23 protein-coding genes and 3 tRNA genes are annotated in these 18,877 nt (G+C 62.7%); 9 read left to right on the forward strand and 17 right to left on the reverse strand.

What is annotated here, in order from left to right:
- Positions 1-846, reverse strand: a complete 846-nt coding sequence (locus tag NKH91_RS17520) for an ABC transporter permease (RefSeq protein ID WP_352496184.1) — start codon at positions 844-846, stop codon at positions 1-3.
- A gap of 13 nt (positions 847-859) precedes the next feature.
- Complete coding sequence (locus tag NKH91_RS17525) at positions 860-1,966, reverse strand: polyamine ABC transporter substrate-binding protein (protein ID WP_352496183.1); 1,107 nt, start codon at positions 1,964-1,966, stop codon at positions 860-862.
- Between the two features lie 91 nt (positions 1,967-2,057).
- Here NKH91_RS17525 and NKH91_RS17530 point away from each other — a divergent pair, with 91 nt between their 5' ends.
- Complete coding sequence (locus tag NKH91_RS17530; protein WP_352587612.1) at positions 2,058-2,672, forward strand: TetR/AcrR family transcriptional regulator; 615 nt, start codon at positions 2,058-2,060, stop codon at positions 2,670-2,672.
- A gap of 6 nt (positions 2,673-2,678) precedes the next feature.
- Here the strand turns inward: NKH91_RS17530 and NKH91_RS17535 are convergent, their stop codons facing one another.
- The 4 genes from NKH91_RS17535 to NKH91_RS17550 all read right to left on the reverse strand — a co-directional run bounded on the left by NKH91_RS17535 (position 2,679) and on the right by NKH91_RS17550 (position 4,365).
- On the reverse strand, positions 2,679-3,317 hold the full coding sequence (locus NKH91_RS17535) for a cupin domain-containing protein (RefSeq protein ID WP_352496181.1): 639 nt from the start codon (positions 3,315-3,317) through the stop codon (positions 2,679-2,681).
- 107 nt (positions 3,318-3,424) lie between these two features.
- On the reverse strand, positions 3,425-3,622 hold the full coding sequence (locus NKH91_RS17540; RefSeq protein WP_352496180.1) for a hypothetical protein: 198 nt from the start codon (positions 3,620-3,622) through the stop codon (positions 3,425-3,427).
- Between the two features lie 275 nt (positions 3,623-3,897).
- Positions 3,898-4,137, reverse strand: a complete 240-nt coding sequence (locus NKH91_RS17545) for a hypothetical protein (protein WP_031193539.1) — start codon at positions 4,135-4,137, stop codon at positions 3,898-3,900.
- Positions 4,138-4,289: 152 nt separating this feature from the next.
- A tRNA-Thr gene (locus NKH91_RS17550) sits at positions 4,290-4,365 on the reverse strand.
- A gap of 156 nt (positions 4,366-4,521) precedes the next feature.
- Between NKH91_RS17550 and NKH91_RS17555 the strand changes: the two genes are divergently transcribed.
- The 3 genes from NKH91_RS17555 to NKH91_RS17565 all read left to right on the forward strand — a co-directional run bounded on the left by NKH91_RS17555 (position 4,522) and on the right by NKH91_RS17565 (position 6,030).
- Positions 4,522-4,689: a hypothetical protein gene (locus tag NKH91_RS17555; protein WP_023717505.1), complete on the forward strand. Its 168-nt coding sequence runs from the start codon at positions 4,522-4,524 to the stop codon at positions 4,687-4,689.
- Between the two features lie 43 nt (positions 4,690-4,732).
- Positions 4,733-5,176, forward strand: a complete 444-nt coding sequence (locus tag NKH91_RS17560; RefSeq protein ID WP_245278519.1) for a BA14K family protein — start codon at positions 4,733-4,735, stop codon at positions 5,174-5,176.
- Between the two features lie 497 nt (positions 5,177-5,673).
- Positions 5,674-6,030 (forward strand): hypothetical protein, encoded by a 357-nt coding sequence (locus tag NKH91_RS17565; protein ID WP_023717507.1) that lies wholly within the window; start codon positions 5,674-5,676, stop codon positions 6,028-6,030.
- 40 nt (positions 6,031-6,070) lie between these two features.
- Here the strand turns inward: NKH91_RS17565 and bhcR are convergent, their stop codons facing one another.
- On the reverse strand, positions 6,071-6,928 hold the full coding sequence (gene bhcR, locus NKH91_RS17570) for an HTH-type transcriptional regulator BhcR (RefSeq protein ID WP_352496179.1): 858 nt from the start codon (positions 6,926-6,928) through the stop codon (positions 6,071-6,073).
- A 202-nt stretch (positions 6,929-7,130) separates the two neighbouring features.
- Between bhcR and gcl the strand changes: the two genes are divergently transcribed.
- The 3 genes from gcl to NKH91_RS17585 all read left to right on the forward strand — a co-directional run bounded on the left by gcl (position 7,131) and on the right by NKH91_RS17585 (position 10,850).
- The gene (gcl, locus tag NKH91_RS17575; protein WP_352817987.1) at positions 7,131-8,912 is read left to right on the forward strand and encodes a glyoxylate carboligase; all 1,782 of its coding nucleotides are present in this window, start codon (positions 7,131-7,133) and stop codon (positions 8,910-8,912) included.
- 24 nt (positions 8,913-8,936) lie between these two features.
- The gene (hyi, locus tag NKH91_RS17580) at positions 8,937-9,734 is read left to right on the forward strand and encodes a hydroxypyruvate isomerase (RefSeq protein ID WP_352844909.1); all 798 of its coding nucleotides are present in this window, start codon (positions 8,937-8,939) and stop codon (positions 9,732-9,734) included.
- A gap of 228 nt (positions 9,735-9,962) precedes the next feature.
- Positions 9,963-10,850 carry a 2-hydroxy-3-oxopropionate reductase gene (locus tag NKH91_RS17585; protein WP_352844908.1) on the forward strand — a complete coding sequence of 296 codons (888 nt, stop codon included), beginning with the start codon at positions 9,963-9,965 and terminating at the stop codon, positions 10,848-10,850.
- A gap of 86 nt (positions 10,851-10,936) precedes the next feature.
- Here NKH91_RS17585 and NKH91_RS17590 read toward each other — a convergent pair whose 3' ends face one another.
- Positions 10,937-11,785, reverse strand: a complete 849-nt coding sequence (locus NKH91_RS17590; protein ID WP_023717511.1) for a TrmH family RNA methyltransferase — start codon at positions 11,783-11,785, stop codon at positions 10,937-10,939.
- Positions 11,786-11,986: 201 nt separating this feature from the next.
- Here NKH91_RS17590 and NKH91_RS17595 point away from each other — a divergent pair.
- Positions 11,987-12,071: transfer RNA gene (locus tag NKH91_RS17595), tRNA-Tyr, on the forward strand.
- A gap of 67 nt (positions 12,072-12,138) precedes the next feature.
- Positions 12,139-12,212: transfer RNA gene (locus NKH91_RS17600), tRNA-Gly, on the forward strand.
- A gap of 71 nt (positions 12,213-12,283) precedes the next feature.
- Here NKH91_RS17600 and NKH91_RS17605 read toward each other — a convergent pair.
- The 9 genes from NKH91_RS17605 to NKH91_RS17645 are packed head-to-tail and all read right to left on the reverse strand — an operon-like array spanning position 12,284 to position 18,868.
- Positions 12,284-13,498 (reverse strand): hypothetical protein, encoded by a 1,215-nt coding sequence (locus NKH91_RS17605; RefSeq protein ID WP_352884237.1) that lies wholly within the window; start codon positions 13,496-13,498, stop codon positions 12,284-12,286.
- On the reverse strand, positions 13,491-13,742 hold the full coding sequence (locus tag NKH91_RS17610; protein WP_352847402.1) for a hypothetical protein: 252 nt from the start codon (positions 13,740-13,742) through the stop codon (positions 13,491-13,493). The genes NKH91_RS17605 and NKH91_RS17610 overlap by 8 nt, the downstream gene beginning before the upstream one ends.
- Entirely contained in the window at positions 13,739-13,954 is a 216-nt protein-coding gene (locus NKH91_RS17615; protein ID WP_352884239.1) for a hypothetical protein, read from the reverse strand. Before NKH91_RS17615 ends, NKH91_RS17610 begins: the two co-directional genes overlap by 4 nt.
- Positions 13,955-14,413: an ASCH domain-containing protein gene (locus NKH91_RS17620; protein ID WP_352884242.1), complete on the reverse strand. Its 459-nt coding sequence runs from the start codon at positions 14,411-14,413 to the stop codon at positions 13,955-13,957.
- The gene (locus NKH91_RS17625) at positions 14,410-14,697 is read right to left on the reverse strand and encodes a hypothetical protein (RefSeq protein WP_352884245.1); all 288 of its coding nucleotides are present in this window, start codon (positions 14,695-14,697) and stop codon (positions 14,410-14,412) included. The genes NKH91_RS17620 and NKH91_RS17625 overlap by 4 nt, the downstream gene beginning before the upstream one ends.
- Positions 14,694-15,851, reverse strand: coding sequence for a DUF5131 family protein (locus NKH91_RS17630; protein WP_352884248.1), 1,158 nt, complete (start codon positions 15,849-15,851; stop codon positions 14,694-14,696). The genes NKH91_RS17625 and NKH91_RS17630 overlap by 4 nt, the downstream gene beginning before the upstream one ends.
- Positions 15,844-16,779 carry a hypothetical protein gene (locus NKH91_RS17635; RefSeq protein ID WP_352884250.1) on the reverse strand — a complete coding sequence of 312 codons (936 nt, stop codon included), beginning with the start codon at positions 16,777-16,779 and terminating at the stop codon, positions 15,844-15,846. Before NKH91_RS17635 ends, NKH91_RS17630 begins: the two co-directional genes overlap by 8 nt.
- Positions 16,779-17,909 carry a DNA polymerase III subunit beta gene (gene dnaN, locus NKH91_RS17640; RefSeq protein ID WP_352884252.1) on the reverse strand — a complete coding sequence of 377 codons (1,131 nt, stop codon included), beginning with the start codon at positions 17,907-17,909 and terminating at the stop codon, positions 16,779-16,781. Before dnaN ends, NKH91_RS17635 begins: the two co-directional genes overlap by 1 nt.
- Positions 17,906-18,868, reverse strand: a complete 963-nt coding sequence (locus tag NKH91_RS17645; RefSeq protein WP_352884254.1) for a DUF2303 family protein — start codon at positions 18,866-18,868, stop codon at positions 17,906-17,908. Before NKH91_RS17645 ends, dnaN begins: the two co-directional genes overlap by 4 nt.
- Positions 18,869-18,877 lie beyond the last annotated feature (9 nt).

An 18,877-nucleotide genomic window follows, 5' to 3' on the forward strand; every position in this document is an offset into this window, starting at 1 on the left:
TCAGGCCCGCTCGATCTTCAACCAACGGGCGCAGGCGAGATAGGCGATGGTGACGACCGCCATCAAGATGATCGACAGCGCCGAGGCGAGCGGAAAATCGCCGCGCCGGCCGATCTGCATCATGACGAGCTGCGGCATCAACAGCTCATTGTTGCCGCCGAGGATCTGCGGTGTGATGTAGTCGCCGATGCACAGCACAAAGGTGAGGAAGGCGCCGACCATGATGCCAGGCAGCGTCAGCGGCAGAACGACATGCAGGAATGTCCGGATCGGCCCGGCGCCGAGGTCGGCTGCGGCCTTGCGGTAGCTGGGGCTGAGCTGCTTCAGATTGGCGAAGATCGTCAGCGTCAACAGCATGACGAAGAAATGCACGAAGCCGGTGACGGTCGCTAGCCGCGTATTGGCAAGCTGCAGCGGATCGCTGAACAGCCCGGAGCCGGTCAGCGCGCGGTTGACGACGCCGTTCTGCGCCAGCACCAGCAGCCACGAATAGGAACGCACGACATAGGAGGTCCAGAACGGCAGCACCGCCAGCATCAGCGCCAGCCGCTGCCAGCGCTCCGGCACCTGCTCGGCCAGGATCCAGGCGAAGGGATAGGCAAGCAGCACCGAGATCACGGTGACGATGGCCGTGACCTGCAGCGAGTTCACCATCGCCTGCCAGTAAGATGGATTGGCAAAGAACTGGCTGTAGTTGGACAGCGTGAAGCCGCCGCCTTCATGCGCCGTCAGGCTGGATACCGCCATGGCGACGAAGGGCAGCACGAAGAACAGCAACGTCCAGCCGAGCGCCGGCGTGACCAGCGCCCAGGGCAGGGCACGCCCGCCCTTGCTGGAAAAGTTCACGACCGGCAGCCGGTCATTGCGCCTGCAGCATTTCGGTCCAGACGTCCTGCATCTTCTTGTCGAGATCGGCGTTCGGCGCCGGATAGGACTGGGCGCGGGCAAGGAACTCCGGCTGCTCGTCGAAGCGCAGGATCTTCTTCTGCTCGTCGCTCAGCGCCGCTTTGGTGTTGGCCGGCATGCCCCAATAGCAGGACGAGGTGGCGAGCCGCGCCTGGCCTTCGGGGCTCATAATGTACTGGATGAATTTAAGTGCCAGGTTCTTGTTCTTGGAATCCTTGAACATTGCCAGCGACTGCGACCACAGCACGGCGCCTTCCTTCGGGATCGAGAAGTCGAGCGCCGGGTTTTCCTTGGCCAGCCCCGCCGTCACCCATTCGCCACCTCCGACCAGTATGTCGACCTCGCCGGTCGCCAGCGCTGTCTGGCTGGCGGTCACTTCGCCGACCAGCTTGGCATTGGCCTTCATTTTGAGCAGCTGTTCCTTGATGGCGGGAAGGTCGGCTTCGGTCAGTTCCGCCGTCTTCTTGCCGATCGCCAGTGCGGCCATGCCGATGACCGGCAGGTAATAATCGTAGATGGCGATCTTGCCCTTGTATTTGTCGCCGGTCAGCGCGGCAAGCGACTGCATGTCGGCCGGGTCGACCTTGGTCTTGTTGTAGCCGATCGTGTTGTAGCCGAACTTTTCGGTGATGCCGTAACGCTTGCCGTCGACGACGGTGGAGCTATCCATCTTCACCTGCGGAAACAGGTCGACCAGCGGCAGCTTGTCTTCCGGTAGCGGCTCGAACAGGCCTTTTTCGACGCCGCGCGGTACGTCGATGCTGTCGATCACCATCACGTCCCAGTCGCCGGGCTGTGATTGATCGACGATGGCCAGGCCGGCGCCGGTGCCTTCGAACTCCTTGACATTGACCTTGACGCCGTTGGCCTCCTCGAACGGCTGCAACAGCGCCGGATCGGCGTGATCGCACCAGATCAGCGCGTTCAGGTCCTGCGCCTGAGCGAGGCTGCCAGCCGCCAGCAGCAGTGCTGCCGCGGCGCACGCGCCTTGGAGATGGCTCTTCAGAACGGAAAGCGGGTTCCTGGTAATTGGATTGGGGGTCTTTGGATTGATGGACATCGAGTGTTCTCCCTTGCCTTTTTGGCTTGTGGCAAAAAATTGAACCAATTCTAAAATTGAGTCAATTCTGTTTTTGTGGCAAACAGCCGCTATGAGCGGATTGCGGGCAAGGCAGAAGGCGGATCGGCACCGCCGCATTATCGAGGCGGCAGCGGACCTATTCCGCGATGCCGGTTATGAAGGCGCCAAGATCGAGACCATCGCGGCGCAGGCCGAAGTCTCGGTCGGCACGATCTACAATTACTACCAGAACAAGGGCGACATCCTCGGCGCCATCGTCTCGCTGGAGGTCAACGAGGTGCTCAATGCCGGGCGCGGCGTCGTCGCCAACCCGCCGGCCAATGTCGGCGACGCGCTGGATACGCTGCTCGGCATCTATATCGAACATTCGCTGCATTATCTCAGCAAGGAGATGTGGCGGCAGGCGATGGCGATCTCGACGCAACTGCCGGACAGCCCGTTCGGCCAGGCCTATACCGCGCTCGACCGGGCACTGACCGAGCAGATCCGTGCGCTGATCGCCCGCCTGCAGGCGCTCGGCCTGGTGCGCCGCGACATCGACGGGCCGGCGCTCGGCGAACTCATCTTCAACAACATGAACATGATGTTCATCGAATTCGTGAAGCGCGAGGAGGCGAGAATTGCCGAACTGCGCACGGCGATACGCAGGCAGAACAGGATATTGGTGGCGGCGATTGGGGTTTGACTGCAGTCACCCAGCCGAAAGACCTGCCCGAGCGAGGGCTTCGGGCGCCGGCGTGACGTGCCCGTGCGGCTTGCAGTAGACGGGGTCGATCGCGTGATAGCCAAGCAGATGGCCGAGTGGCGCCAGGATCCCCAGCGCCACTCGCTGAATCGCAGGTGGCGGGTGCGTGAAGACGATCACGTCGGCAAATTCCCTGGCGATGACTGCTGCCTGAAGCGGCGAAGGCCTGCCTTTTTTGTCCACCTTGCCGGCATTGGCCAGGCCGAAGAGCATGCCAATCAGCAGCTCGAAACGGTTCGGGTCGATATCATCCGCACCTGGTGCCCGGTCGACTTCGACCAGGACATGCGCTTCTTCGGTTTTGCTGCTGTTCCACCAATCATGTGCGACGCCTGCTTCGATCGCGGCGGATTGGCCAGGCCCCAGAGACAAAGTCTTTCCGGCGATGCAAGCGTCGAGCCGGCCGCCGAGGACGGTAAACCGTTCCGTCAGGTTCGGGTGGAAGTGCTCGCCCACCACTGCGGCTCCCGGCCGAGCGGTCAGATGGGCGATGCCTGGCCCATCTCCGCGGTCTTCCGTGCCACGCAGGATGACAGCATATTCGCCGGTCACCTTGTTCTCGTAGACATCTCCACAGCGTGACATGGATCAGCTCGTGGGTTCATAGCATCAGCGCCGCCAACTATACGGTTGAAGGCATGGTGCTTCAACGACTACAGGCGCCGACGTTCTGTTAACACAGGCGCGACGCCCTACCGAATATGCTTTGGAGGCCGCGCTCGCGGAAACGGCACGACCGTCAGCGGCGCCTTGCGGAATTCTGCGATGGCTATTTCTTCAATCAGCGCGTCGAGGGCCTCGTTGACGCGCCGGCTCGTTTCATCCGCGCCGCAGAGGCGGTTTTGTGCGCACTCCAAAAGCTCGCGCGCCGCGGCGAAATCACTTCGCATGACAACACCCTTTGGTTTTTGGCCCGCCGCACCGACATTGTCGGCGCGCTTAATTGAGCGAGTGCTAATATACACAGGAGCAATTTAATCGAATGGTACGAGATGGCCGAGGCCGGGAGAGCGGGCCGAAATGACGGCTCTGCAACGGCGAAGACACGCCCGGGCTCAGCGTTTCCAGATATGAGATGCTAGCTCGTTGTCTGGCGACAGATTTTGCCAGCAATTTCACGGAAGTTTCTGGTGACCCGACGAGGACGGTCCCGACACGTACGCCCCTAGTACGATCTTGGGCGGCTTAGATATTCTCTGGCGGCGGCAATCTGGCGTCGATGCTCGCGGAGGAAAGCCGCGCCGAAACAAATCGCAAAGGCCAGTACGGAAAGGCTTGTCGTTGCTCTTGATGCTGGATCGGGATCGGGACTTATCAGGAAACGGAAACCAAGCGCGAAGGCGAAGACGATAAGGCCGCCAAACATACCGTTGATGAAGGGGGCGGTCGTGCGTTTCTGCTCCAACGAAGACTCCTAGGTTTTCCGCTAGGGAACTATGGTTTCCGCTAGGGAATATATGCGTTGAAGCTGATGTGCTACCGATCTGACGGCCCCGGCCTGTGGATATCGGGGACGAGCAGATATCAAGCGCCCCCGAGGTCTCAAGAAGCCCGCACTGGTGCCCCCGGACGGAATCGAACCGCCGACCTTCGGTTTACAAAACCGCTGCTCTACCAGCTGAGCTACAAGGGCACGGCGCTCGGGTTAGCATATTTGCTGCGCCAGTAAAGACAAAACTCCGTTTTCGGCTGCCGCGACCGCGCCGGTTCTGCCGCCAGGGCGTCCTGAAAACGGCCAATTCGCTTCCTATATTGACCGAAGGTGCAATCGCATCAGCGAGGCTGTCGCATGATCAGGTTTGTCATCATTCTCCCGCTCGTCGTCGTGGCCTGGGTTCTCCTGGTGAAGCTCGTCAGGGATCTGAAGCGCGCCAATATCGACTGGACCGGCGTCACCACCATCATCGGCTTCATCGCGCTCGCCTTCTGGCTTCGCCATATCACCGGCATGGGCTGAGGTCTGCCGATTGTTCCGGTGAACTGTCGACCGGCGACTGTTCGTGGTCGCGGCCGACGCATCAGGCCGGGCGATTTCTCCCTTCGAGAAAAAATCCAAAAAGATCTTCGAACCTTTTTCCTTGTTGCGACGACTGACGGTCAAGAGGCGGTGGGTCGCCTCTCACAACAAGGAGATCGTCATGTTCAAACGCACCATCGTTTCCGGCCTCGTCGCCACCACCGTCGCCGCCGCCATGCTGGTTGGTACGGTTCAGCCTTCGGCCGCCCATCACAAGCACTACAACAAGCACCTCGGCATCGGCATTGCTGCAGGTGTCGGCGGCTTCCTGCTCGGCAGCGCGCTCGCCCAGCCGCGCACCGTCTATATCGAGGAAGACGGCGGCTCCTGGCATGTCCGGCGCTGCCTCAATCGCTACCAGAGCTACGACCCGTACTCGGACACCTATGTCGGGTACGACGGTTATCGCCATCGCTGCCACCTTTGAGAGCCACTACCGCCCGTTTTGAGAGGAGGTGACCGTTTCAGGCAACCGGAAGAAGGGGCATCCCACCGCCCCTTTTTCTGTATGTCTGAGTTCCTATTCGAATGGTCGACTGCCAATGTCGGCATAGCTCATCATTTTTGAATTGGGCGCCGTCGACGAAACTGCCAATCTCCCCCCTTGCGGGGGAGATGCCCGGCAGGGCAGAGGGGGGTGCTGCCCCGCACTACTTGTCAATAGATGACAGTCAAGCCTACGCCAATTCCCAGTTGGAGTGGCTGAACATCGACGTCGGCGATCCTTCGCACCCCCGTCTGTCCTGCCGGACATCTCCCCCGCAAGGGGGGAGATTGGATTGCCGCACGGCTTTCGCCAATCGCCAACACTGAAAACTGCCTTATCCCGCCGTTCGGCTCTTGCCGATGTACAGGGGTTTCCCAGCAGCCTAATCTACAAGCCGAACAGCAATCTACTGCCGAGCCGAAACAGGGAGAGGGCGCTTGGGCGAGCACGATCCGAACGAAGAGCCGATCGAGACGATTTTCCGCAACGGCACAATCACCACCGTCGGCATCCTGCTGGCGTTCTCGCTGGGCTTCATCACGCATTGGGCCGCCAACCCGATACCATGGGAAATCTATCACCTGGCCGCCGTCGTGCCGATTTTGATCGGCATTGCCCTGCAGATACGAGCGCTGCGGTTGCTGCTCGACATAACGTGTCTACAACGGCGCGTTTATGAACGCGCCAATCGCATCTTCATTGCCGGCCTCATCTTCACGGCCTGCGGAGTTGGGCTGGCGATGCTGCTTGATTTCTACGACCTATCGACCAAGAGCGCGGTGCCCGGGGCCTAGCTCTGGCCATCCTGGCAGATGTCGCACCATTCGGCGCTGGTCAGCGCTGCCATGCGCTCGGTTCGCTGCCAAGGCCGGGAGGGGTCGGCAGCCCGCCGATCATCCTCGTCACCTCCGCCGCCGCATCGCGCACCAACGGGCCGATCTCGGCCAACCGTTCCGGCGTGACGCGCACCGTCGGCCCGGAGACCGAAACGCCGCCAATCGGCTCGCCGAATTCGTTGAAGATGGCGGCGGCAACGCAGCGCATACCCGGATGCCGCTCCTCGTCGTCGACCGACCAGCCGCGCAGCTTGATCGTCACCAGGTCGCGGGCGAGAGCCGAGATGTCGGACAGCGTGTTTTCAGTGAAGCGCTCCAGGCCGGCCCGGCGCAGGATGGTGGCGACGCGTTCCGGCTCGAGATGCGCCAGCACTGCCTTACCGATGCCCGAGGCATGGAAGGAACTGCGCGTGCCCGGCCGGAAGAAGGCGCGGATCGCCTGGTGTGTTTCGACCTGGCTGACGAAGACGACGCAATCGTCCTCGGCGACGCCGAGATTGGCGGTCTCGCCGGTCTTCTCCATCAATTCCTGCATGACGATGCGGGCGCGGTCGACCAGCTTGCGGCGGCGCAGGAACGCCGCGCCCATGCGATAGGTTTCGACGCCGATCGACCACAGCTGGTCGGTGCCGTCGAACTCGACCATGCCATGGTTCTCCAGCGTCGTCAGCATGCGGTAGGCGGTGGATGCTGGCAGACCGGAATTGGCGGCGATCTCGCTCAGCGACAGGCCACTGCCATCGGCCACGATCGCCAGGATGCGCAACGCCCGGTCCAGCGACTGCACCGAGGCGGCCTCGGACGGCCCGTTGAAGGCGCGTGGCCGTCCGCGCTGCCGTTTTTCAGTGGTTTCCATGGATCCATTCTTCCCCTGTTTGGCCAAGCAAGCAATGAAAAAGTTTTTCACCGGTTTGCGAAGCGAATTCGTGGAAAACAGAAAGGCCAATCAATTCAATCTACAAGAGCCGTTCTATGGAAATGAAAAAATATTCTGAAAAAATTGAAAAATAGCCGCCCTGCTGGCATCATCGGCCATCAACAATTCCGTGGAGGCTGACATGGCCAGGATGCGCGCAGTCGACGCAGCGGTTCTCGTTCTCGAAAAGGAAGGGATCTCCTGTGCCTTCGGCGTGCCGGGTGCTGCGATCAATCCGCTCTATTCGGCGCTGAAGGCGAGGGGCAGCATCCGCCACATCCTTGCGCGGCACGTCGAGGCGGCTTCGCATATGGCCGAAGGGTTTACCCGCGCCAGATCGGGCAATATCGGTCTGTGCATCGGCACTTCGGGTCCGGCCGGCACCGACATGGTCACCGGCCTGTATTCGGCCGCCGCCGATTCTATTCCCATCCTCTGCATCACCGGGCAGGCGCCGCGGGCGCGCCTCAACAAGGAGGATTTCCAGGCCGTCGACATCGCCGCCATCGCCGCGCCGGTCACCAAATGGGCGGTCACTGTCATGGAGCCTTATCTGGTGCCGATGGCGCTGCAAAAGGCGTTCCACCTGATGCGCTCGTCGCGGCCGGGGCCGGTTCTCGTTGATCTGCCGGTCGATGTGCAACTGGCCGAGATCGAGTTCGACATCGATGCCTATGAGCCGCTGGTGCCGTTCAAGCCGGCAATGTCGCGCGCTCAGGCGGAGAAGGCCCTGAAAATGCTCAATGCGGCCGACAAGCCGCTGATCGTCGCCGGCGGCGGCATCATCAACGCCGATGCGTCCGATCTGCTGATCGAGTTCGCCGAAGTCACCGGCGTGCCTGTTATTCCGACGCTGATGGGCTGGGGCGCGATCCCCGACGACCACCGCCTGATGGCTGGCATGTGCGGGCTGCAGACCTCGCACCGCTACGGCAATGCGACGATGCTCGAAGCCGATTTCGTATTCGGCATCGGCAACCGCTGGGCCAACCGCCACACCGGTTCGGTCGACGTCTACACCAAGGGCAAGAAATTCATCCACGTCGATATCGAACCGACGCAGATCGGCCGCGTCTTCGCGCCGGACCTTGGCGTTGTCTCGGACGCCGGTGCGGCGCTTAAAATGCTGCTCGACGTCGCCACCGAATGGAGGACGGCCGGGAAATTGCGCGACTGGTCGGGCTGGGCCGGCGAATGCCGGCAGCGCAAGAAGACGATGAAGCGCAAGACGCATTTCGACCAGGTGCCGCTGAAGCCGCAGCGCGTCTACGAGGAGATGAACAAGGCGTTCGGCCGCGACACCACCTACGTCACCACGATCGGCCTGTCGCAGATCGCCGGGGCGCAATTCCTGCATGTCTACAAGCCACGCAACTGGATCAATTGCGGCCAGGCCGGGCCGCTCGGCTGGACATTGCCGGCAGCACTCGGCGTTCGCGCCGCCGATCCGGACCGTGCCATTGTCGCACTTTCCGGCGATTATGATTTCCAGTTCATGATCGAGGAGTTGGCAGCCGGCGCGCAGCACAGATTGCCCTACATCCATGTCGTGGTGAACAATGCCTATCTCGGCCTGATCCGCCAGGCGCAGCGCGGCTTTTCGATGGACTTCGAGGTCAGCCTCGCCTTCGAGAACGTCAATCGACAGGGCGATCCCGAGGCTGGCTACGGTGTCGACCACATCGCTGTCGCCGAGGCGATGGGCTGCAAGGCGGTCCGGGTGCGCAAGCCGGAGGAATTCGCCGGTGCCTTCGAGGAGGCGCAGCGTCTGATGAACGAGCACCAGGTTCCGGTCGTGCTCGAATTCATCCTCGAGCGCGTCACCAACGTCTCGATGGGTACCGAAATCGACAAGATCACCGAGTTCGAGGAGCTTGCCGAGCATCACGAAGACGCGCCGACGGCGATCGTCATGCTCGACTAAGCTGTCTTATGAGGAACTACTGCCATGCCACGGTTTTCAGCCAACCTTTCGATGCTCTTTGGCGAGCACGACTTCCTCGACCGCTTCGATGCCGCCGCCCGAGCGGGCTTTAGGGGTGTCGAGTACATCGGCCCCTATGACCATGCGCCGGATGTCGTTGCGGCAAGGTTGAAGCAGAACGGGCTGACGCAGGTCCTGTTCAACCTGCCTGCCGGTGACTGGGCCAAGGGCGAGCGCGGCATCGCGATCCTGCCGGACCGCGTGCCGGAGTTCCGGCAAGGTGTTGCCCAAGCGATCACCTATGCCCATGCGCTGGGCTGCGACCAGGTCAACTGCCTGGCCGGCATTGCGCCGCGAGGCATCGAACGGAGCTTGCTGGAAGACGTCTTCGCCGAGACCCTGGCTTTCGCGGCGGAAAAGCTGGAGCAGGCCGGCATCAGGTTGCTGATCGAACCGATCAACACCCATGATATTCCGGGCTTCTTCCTGAATTACTCGGACCAGGCCCTGGCGCTGATCGACCGCGTCGGCTCAAAGAACCTGTTCCTGCAATACGACATCTATCACATGCAGATCATGGAGGGGGATCTCGCCCGTACCATAGAGGCAAACCTCAACCGCATCGCCCATATCCAGCTTGCGGACAATCCCGGCCGTCATGAGCCGGGGACGGGCGAGATCAATTTTCCTTTTTTATACAAGCACATCGACAGGATCGGGTACCCCGGCTGGGTCGGGGCGGAGTACAAGCCGAAGGGCGGAACGGAAGCCGGGCTCGGGTGGTTTCGGGACGGGGCCGGGCAGGGGAGTGCGGCGGCATAGACGCTACGTATCGCACGTCGCGTTCCTGCGCGCCCCCCTCTGGCCTGCCGGCCATCTCCCCCACAAGGAGGGAGATTGGATGTCACCGCCGCTTTCGCCAATTTTCGAGGTCGGGAAAGTTTAAGGGCCGGAGCGCGAACTGCCGATCTCCCCACTCGTGGGGGAGATGGCCGGCAGGCCAGAGGGGGGCGCGCAGGAACGCCGCCTTAACAAGAAACGGAGAAAGACATGGAAACCATCGGCTTCATCGGACTCGGCATTATGGGCGCGCCGATGGCGGGGCATCTGCTCAATGCTGGCTATCACCTCGTCGCCAGCGACCACCGCTCGAAACCGCCGGCGGATCTGGTCACCAGGGGATTAAAGACCATCACCGGCCATGACGCCGTCGCCCGTGCCGCCGACATTGTCATCACCATGGTTCCCGACACACCGCAGGTCGCCGACGTGCTGTTCGGCCAAAACGGCGTCGCATCCGGCCTGAAAAGAGGCAAGCTGGTCATCGACATGAGCTCGATCTCGCCGATCGAGACCAAGGCCTTTGCAAGAAAGGTCAACGATCTCGGCTGCGACTATCTCGATGCGCCGGTGTCGGGCGGCGAGGTCGGCGCCAAAGCGGCATCGCTGACCATCATGGTCGGCGGCGAGGAAACAGCCTTCGAACGCGCCAGGCCCATCTTCGAGAGGATGGGCAAGAACATCACTTTGGTCGGGCCCAACGGCGTCGGCCAGACCACCAAGGTCGCCAATCAGATCGTCGTCGCGCTGACCATCGAGGCCGTCGCCGAAGCGCTTGTCTTTGCTTCAAAAGCCGGCGCCGACCCGGCCAAGGTCAGGCAAGCGCTGATGGGCGGGCTGGCCGCCTCGCGCATTCTCGAAGTGCACGGCGAGCGCATGATCAAGCGCAGCTTCGCACCCGGCTTCCGCATCGAACTCCACCAGAAGGATCTCAATCTCGCGCTGGAAGGCGCGAAAGCCCTCGGCGTGGCGCTGCCCAACACCTCAACGACGCAGCAATTGTTCAATTCCTGCGCCGCTAATGGCGGGGCCAAGGAGGATCACTCGGCGCTTGTTCGAGCGCTGGAGCGGATGGCGGGATGTGAAGTAGGGAAGTAGGGAATAGGAGAGAATAAGGGAGTAGAGACGTGCAGTTAGCGAATACCGTGAATATGCTTTCCCCTACTCCCTTATTCCCCTATTCCCTAACCTAGAAACTTCCTCGCCGCATAAAGCGCCACCGCCGCCGCATTCGACACGTTGAGCGAGCGGATGGCGCCGGGCATGTCGAGCCGGGCCAGCGTCGTCACCGTCTCGCGCGTCTTCTGGCGCAGGCCCTTGCCTTCGGCGCCGAGCACCAGCGCTATTCTGTCGCCGGAAAAACTCTTTTCAAGCTCCGCCGGTCCATCCGAATCGAGACCGATGGTCTGGAATCCGGCATCGTGCAGCTGGCCGAGCGCATCGGCGAGGTTCTTTACCTCGATCTGGTCGATATGCTCGAGCGCGCCGGAGGCCGACTTCGCCAGCACGCCGGATTCCTGCGGGCTGTGGCGCGCCGTGGTGATCAGTGCGCCGGCACCGAAGGCCACCGCCGAGCGCAGGATCGCGCCGACATTGTGCGGATCGGTGATCTGGTCGAGCACCAGCACCAACCTGGTGTCGCCGAGCGCATCGAGGCGTTTCGGTTTCAGCGGCTCGGCCTCGATCAGCACGCCCTGGTGCACGGCATCCGAGCCGGTGACCTTGTCGATGTCCCTGGGTTCGACCAACTCCGCCTTGAAGGGCAAAGCGCCGAGATCGGCGATTGCCAGCCGCTCGGCAGCGTTGCGCGTCACCAGCATTTTCTTGATCTTGCGGCGCGGATTGTCGAGTGCGGCCCGCACCGTGTGCAGCCCGTAAAGCCGCACCAGCCCGTCCGCCGCGTTCTCGCCGGGCGGCACCGGCTGGCGTGGCCTGAACGCCGGCGCGCCGCCGCTCTTCTCGTCGCGATGCGCGCGGCGCAGCTTGGCGTAGTGGGTATCTTTCGGGGTCTTCGATTTGTTATCGTTGCTCATGGCGGCCTCTATAGCCATGTCGTCCGGCGATGGATACAGCTGCACAAGGTGCTTGTCAGGCGAGGTGCGAAATTCAGCGCTTTTTGCCGGGCTGTTGTGGTTGACAGTTTTGGGCGCTGCCGCCATAAGGCGCTTCGCGGAAGGGCTGCTTTGGCGGCCGCGACGCGTCGATGCCTCGTTGCATGGCTCCGGCGGCAGACTGGAGAGGTGCCCGAGTGGTTAAAGGGGACGGACTGTAAATCCGTTGGCTATGCCTACGTTGGTTCAAATCCAACCCTCTCCACCACTGCCGGCCCGGAAGCCCTGAAACGCAGAGCGAGCGTCGGAGCGTATCCGATGCTTGACTGAAAGGCGCGGGTATAGCTCAGTGGTAGAGCAGCAGCCTTCCAAGCTGAATATGCGGGTTCGATTCCCGCTACCCGCTCCAGTCATCTACTTGAAATCATTGATGAAATCGCTTTCTAAAGGATGCGCCGTGTCACGCGTGTCACTGGCGTGTCACTGTCTTAGTTTGGCTCGGGCCTCGGCCACCTTGCGGTTGTTGTCGAGGTCGCCGTTGCGGACGTAGCCTTGCGTTGTCTTGGTGGTGGTGTGGCCGGCCATCTTGCGGGCCGATTCGAGATCGGTGGCGATCTCGGCTTCCGAAATCGCGCCGGCGCGGGTGTCCATCGACCAGACGCTTGCCGGCACCTTCGCCGCGGTCGCCACCTCGCGCCAGTCGGTGGCATAATAATTCTCCCGGTAGGGCAGGCCGGTCGCTTCCGAGACGATCAACGGCCCGAAGGCGGGCAGCTTGATGCGCTTCAGCACCATCTGCACCAAAGGGCATTTGCTGAGATCGTGCTCGGTCGCCGCCTTGTTCTTGGCGGTGATGGGCACCGTCAGGACATAGTCGGCGGAGATGTCGGCCACCGTCAGGCCACGCCATTTGGTATTGCCGCGCACAATGCCGCCGACATCGCCCACTTCCAGGGGAAGCCATTCGCCGATGATGTGGATGCGGCGCAGCGCCGTGTCCCACTGCAGCGCCTGCGTCAGCGCGATCGACGGCCGCTTCAGCCTGATCGCCGTGGCGCAGATGGCGAGCGCGTGCCTGTATTCCATCTTGATGCGGCGCGGGTCCGGCGTGGCGAATTCCATCAAAGACAGGATCTCGCGCGCCTGGGCGCAGCCAGCCAGGCGTTCCGTCGTGCCGAAGGACAGGACCGATCGCAGCTTGCGGATGGCGCCATGCGCACGGCGCGTGCGGCCCTTCGATCCCCATTGCTCGAACCAGCGGCGAAAATCCGAGCCGACCAGGTTGCGCACCAGGCGCTTGCCGACGGTGTCGACGATCAGCCTCAGCGACGGGTCATAGTCGCGGATGCGCGTCGGGTGCTTCAACGCCTGATAGGGTGATTGCGGATGTGTCTTGTAGACCATCACCGCCGAGGCGACAGAACCGTCATATTCCGGGCTCTTGCCGTGGCCCTCCAGATCGGCAAGCAATTCATCGGTCCAGGTCCGGCAGATTTTCGAGATGGCCTGGTCGTCGGTTGTGACGTCCGGATGCTCAAGCAGGGCTTGGGCGATCGCTTCATCGGTGATCGGCCGCGGGTCGAGCGCCTTCGGCGCCTTCTTGCAGGCCCGCTGCGGCACCCAATAATGGGCGCGGCTGCCGTTCGCCCTTGGCCGGTATTTGTAGCCCGGCCGGTCCTTTCGCTGTTCAGTCATTAAAATTTTCCTCTCCGTCCACGGCGGCGGGAATGCCGCCGGTACGGGAAGGAGAGTCCAAACCGGCGCGCCGGTCAAAGAAAACTTCGACGGAACGGCGATCGGTCTTGTTCACAAGCTCGTCGCGGCGTGGAAAATGGCGCGTGGCGCGCAGCCGGTCGAGCGCGCGCTCGGACAGGCCGAACCAGGCGCGCAGCTCCTGGTCGGTCATGAAGCGCGGTACGAATCGCTCGTCCCGCTTCATGGCTTTGCCTTTCGGATGGCGTTGCCGCTGGTGACCATCTTGTAGCCGTTGGCGAACTCGACGCGGATCGAGTTGAAGCGGGCCGGCTTGGGCAGTCCGAAGCCCGGCAGCGCGAATGAGGCCGCGCCTGGCTTGCTGCGTGCCGTCGCGGCGCAGGGCTGGCCTTTGCGGCCGTGGCGATCCCAGCGATAGATGTAGGGCAGGGCGTGCACCTATGCCCTCCAATCCCAGAAGCCCTGCAAACCCTTCGCCGGCTGGATCGGCTCCAGCGGCACGATGTCGGACAGCGGCCAAGCCCAGTTGGTATGCTCGTCGCGATCGCTGTCATTCAGCTTCGCGCCGAATTCGGCGACGATATCGTGGGCGAGCTTCGGCTCGCCCAGCATTGCCGTGCCGATGACCGAGGCCAACGGCAGCGCGAACGGGTTGGAATGCCAGCGCTCGAGCATGGCCAGCGCCTCCGGCTTCAGCGCGGTTGACCACGATTCTGTGGAGCGCAGGCGGATTATCAGGTCCGCCAACTCGGCTTTCCTGACCGGCCGCGCGCCGGCATGAATGGCGATCCTTGTGCCGCGCAGCGCCTTCGGCGCCGGCCAGCCGCGAAACTCGTAGGGTTTGACGCCGGCGATGATCAGCGTCGCCCATGGCTGCCAGATTGTCAGCGCTTTCATGCCGCCACCTCGTAACCGATTGGGAAGGTTTCCATGCGGTAGCCATGCTCCATGGCGTTCTCCCAGAACTGATCGCAGAAATAGCCGCTCGTCTTACTGGTGAGACCTTGGAACAGAAACACGCGCAGGAACGCTCGCTTGAGACCTTCCCGGACACGGATGGTCTGCGCCTCCTTAAGACTGAAGCCGCCGTAGCCCTGGCGTTCAAAATCCGAGTGGGTGGCGACCACGTGCCCGTCAGGTGCCGTCACGACGCCGCAAATGCCTTGATGCTTGATGGTCATGCGCTGACCCCCGGCATGGCGTTGTGTTCGACGCCGTCGAGCAGCCGGCCGGCACGTTTCTTGCCGATCCGCGAGACGCATTGTTCTTCGTCGTAGTTGCCATCCTGCCAATCGCACCACATGGGCCAGAAGGGCTCACTCCAGCGACCGTCTTCCCATTCACGGTGTTCGAACCGGCTGATTTCCGGATTGTCGTCGAGCGTCCACCCGTCGACAGCGCCGATTTGCGGTGCCCACTCGCCCCATTGTTTGAAAAAGAACGCCGTCCCTGAAGCGGCACACTGGTCGCGGATCGATCGCGCCCAGGCAGGATGCATCGGCCGCGCGCCCGGGCCGCTCTCGCCGCCAACGATGATCCAGTCGAGCTTTCCGCCATCATGCGGAAGCCCGACGTCGATGTCGCCCAGGCGATTTCCGGAGGGATCACGCGCTTCCGCCTGCATCTTTCCGGCAGGCGCATTCAACCAAGTCGCATCCTGGGCATTCGCCGGCCAGTGCGGGTCGGGATGACCGCCGCAGTCTTCGAAGGTGTCGGTGAACTCCCCAATCCGGTCGAACCTGATTGGTCCAAGCAGCGGCTCGGCCGAGACGAAGCGGATCGCGGCTGGAGTCGCCAGCAGTTCGGGCACGCGCTCGTCGGCGCGCTTCTGATCCTCGGCCGAGACGCCGCACCAGACGTTGTGCAGCGGCCAGGAATAGACCTCGGCCGGCTTGCCGGTGAAAGTGAACCAGTTGACGTAGATGTCCTCGAGCAGGTCACGGCGCGACAGGAACTCGCGCATGCGGTCGGCGCGCTTGGTCAGCACCTGGTAGGTGTGATGGTCGGCGGCGGCCATGACGGTGAACACGTCGAGGATCCATCCGTCCGGGACGTTTTCGGCGAACAGGTCGCCATGGGCGCAGACGAAGATCCGGCGCGGCTTCTTCCAATCGAGCGGCTGATGAAGCCATTGCCGGTTGAGCCGCACTTCGCCGGTCCAGACAGGGCCGGCCTTGGTGTCGCGCGTCAGGCCCTTGCGGCTGTCGATGTGCTTCAGCCGCGTGCCGGCGAGCTTCATAGCGTAGCAGTTGGTGCAGCCGGGCGAGACGATCGAGCAGCCGGTGATCGGGTTCCAGGTCGCGTCCGTCCACTCGATCGAGGAATGGTCAGCCATCGATCGCCTCCAGCGTCTCGCCATCGGCGCCAGCGAGGGCGGCGCTGATCGTGTAAAGCCACCAATCTGCCTCACTATATCGACCGTTTGCTTCTGCATGCTGCAAAAGCGGGGAAATGTCGTCTGGCAATGTCAGGTTGCCATCGGCGTCAGTAAAATCTTCTACCGACGGAAATTGGTGCTGTTTTTCATTAAAGTAAGCTCTCTGCGTCTCGGCCTTGGCTTTGAGCGCTTTAAGCACTTCTCCAGTGGGAGCTACGGGCGTAGGCGGTGCAAGAGTTTGATGCTCCGGCAATGGCCCGTGTTTCGGCTTCGCCGCCTGCTTGGTGCGGATTTTGTCGATCTTGCCCCAGCAACGGGTCAGTTCGTTCTCGGCGGCTACAGCGCCGCTGATCCCGTGCGCATTGCACAGGGCCGCGAACGTGACCATGACGCCGCCGGCCTCCTGGTGCGGATCGCCTATCGGACGTCCGAAGACATAGTCGACGAGCTGGTGCGCCTCGTTGGCGGTGCAGCCGAGCGACTGGACCAGTTCGAGCGATTCCTCGAGGAAGCGGTGGTTGCGCTCGATCCCGTCCGCAGCAATCGCTTCGCCGAAGCAATCGACCATGAACGGCCGGACCCGATCCTGAAAGTCGCCCTTCAGCGCGGCGCGGGCGTCGCGCGCCTCCTGCTGGTAGCGATTGTTGGCGTCGAGGAGCTCGCGTTCCCGATCCGGAGAGAGGCCAAAGCCCTTCAGCGCAAAATCGCGAACAGCAAGTTTGTCGTGGTCATAGACGGTTAACAGCCATTGCGGTTCGGGATGCCATTCGGTGGTTCCATAGTAGACCTTGTCCGGGGTTATCGTCCGGATTGATGTCTCGCCGCGCCAATTCGTGTAGGCGAGTTTGAGATGGAGATTCTTTCTGGAGAGCGTGGCGTCCATCATCAAACCCTCATTGGCATCAGGACGAAGAGCGGCTTGAGGCCGGTCTCGTCGGCGGTTTCCGGCTGGATCAGCGTCGGCGAGCCGGGATCGCCGAGGCTGAACACCAGCCGCTTGCCTTCGGCGGCGTTGAGCAGGTCGAGGCAGTAGCGGCCGTTGAAGCCGATCTCGACGCTGTCGCCCTCGCCGTGCTCGATCGTGACTTCGTCATTGGCGCTGCCGGCGTCTGGATTGTTGGTGGTCAGCGTCAGGTTACCGCCGGCCTCGAAGGCGAACTTCACCGCGCTGCCGCGCCCGCTCGACACGGTGCCGACCCGGTCGACGGCGCTGGCCAGTGCTTCGCGTTCGACGGTGAAATGGTTGGCATTGCCGGCCGGGATGACCCTGACATAGTCGGGGAAGCTGCCGTCGATCAGCTTCGACAGCAGCGTGCCTTGGCCGGTCTCGACGCGGATCTTGGTGTCCGACATGCTGACCTTGACTGCGCCCTTCTCGCCGATCAACTGGCGGATCAGCCCGACCGCGCGGCGCGGGATGATGATGGCCGGCATGCCCGCAGCACCCTCTGGCAGGGGCGCGGCGAACTTGGCCAGGCGGTGGCCATCGGTGGCGACTGCGTTCAGCGTCTCGCCGGCGTGCCAGTAGATGCCGTTGAGGTAGTAGCGCGTCTCCTCGCTCGATATGGCGAAGGAGACGCTGTCGAGCATCCGCTCGAACAGGCCGGCGTCGAGGTCGAAACTGTGGCTGAACGTGCCCTCGCTCATCGTCGGGAAATCTGTCGACGGCAGCACCTGGATCTTGAAGCGCGACCGGCCGGCGGTCAGCGTGGCGAAATCCTTCTCGGCCAGCAGCGCGATCTCGGCGCCCTCCGGCATCTTGCGAACGGCATCATGCAGGATCGCCGACGGCAGCGTGAAGGCCTCGTCCCGGCCGGCCTGGCAGGCGAGTGTGGCGCGCAGCTCGCAATCCAGGTCGCTGCCGGTGATGGTCAGTTTGCCCGCCGCGGCGTCGACGGTGAGCAGGACGTTGGCCAGCACCGGAATGGTTGTGCGTCGCTCGACGGCCTTGTTGACCAGCCCGAGCGCGGGAAGGAAAGCCTCCCGCGCCGAGATGATGGTGTTGGGCGTCTTCACGCCGACATCTCCGGCGTGCCTTCATAGGTCGGCAGGCCCGTCTGGTCGCGCGCTGCGGCGAGCACGTCGCGGACGTGCTCGGTGATGAACTGGTCGGGCCTGTAGATCTGATAGAACCAGGTGACCTTGCCGCCCGCCGGCCGGTAGCGCAGCCGCACCGGAATGCGCACCTTGTCGCCCATGAAGAACGGCGCGATGTTGAGCATGAAGATGCCCGGCACCTTCAGCGCCTTGCCATCGGCGCCGCTATGCGTCTCTTCCCAGGCGATCTGGCCTTCGCCACTCTGCAGCGTGGTCGAGGCCTTGACCTTGCTCTCGACGTTGACCTGCAGGCCGCGCGACAGCTCGACCAGCTGCGCCGGCGTCGCGATCGTGGTGGCGAAGTCGCGCTCGTATTGAAGCTTCTCCTCCTCGGTAGGCGACGACAATTCGGCGACGCGATCCTCGAGGAACCAGGCGAAGTCGCCCTGGTCCATCTTCACGCCGTCGCCGGCAACCCATTTCTGCCATTCTTCCGACAGCGGGAAGGCATAGTGCACGCGGTGCTTGCCGAAATTGGCATGGCCTTCGGCAAGCTCGTGATAGTCGATGACGGCTGTCAGCGTCGGCTTCTTCCAGTCCATATTGGCGAAGATGGCGCTGTGATCGGTCAGATGGCGCAGCGTCAGGTTGCAGAAGGCCTCGAAGGTCTGCGCCACCGCCTGGCCGACCTTGCGTGCAGGGTGCTGGCGGTAAGGTTCGAGCAGGCGTTCGAGACCTTCGACGCCGGGTGCCGTGCCGCGCTTGAGAAGGACCGGGACAGCACCGGGCAGGCCGGGAGCCTTGGCGGTGTTGGTCAGCGTCGCGATTTCGACACCTTCCGCCTTGGCGCCGAGCCATGCCGCGACGTTGAGGTCGACGGTGAAGGGCGAGGGCGAAAGCAGCGCTTCGCCTGCAACGTTAGAGGTCTTGTCGGCCATTGGTAGTTT

It is taken from the genome of Mesorhizobium sp. M0894, from assembly GCF_040319725.1.
Taxonomy (GTDB): Bacteria; Pseudomonadota; Alphaproteobacteria; order Rhizobiales; family Rhizobiaceae; genus Mesorhizobium.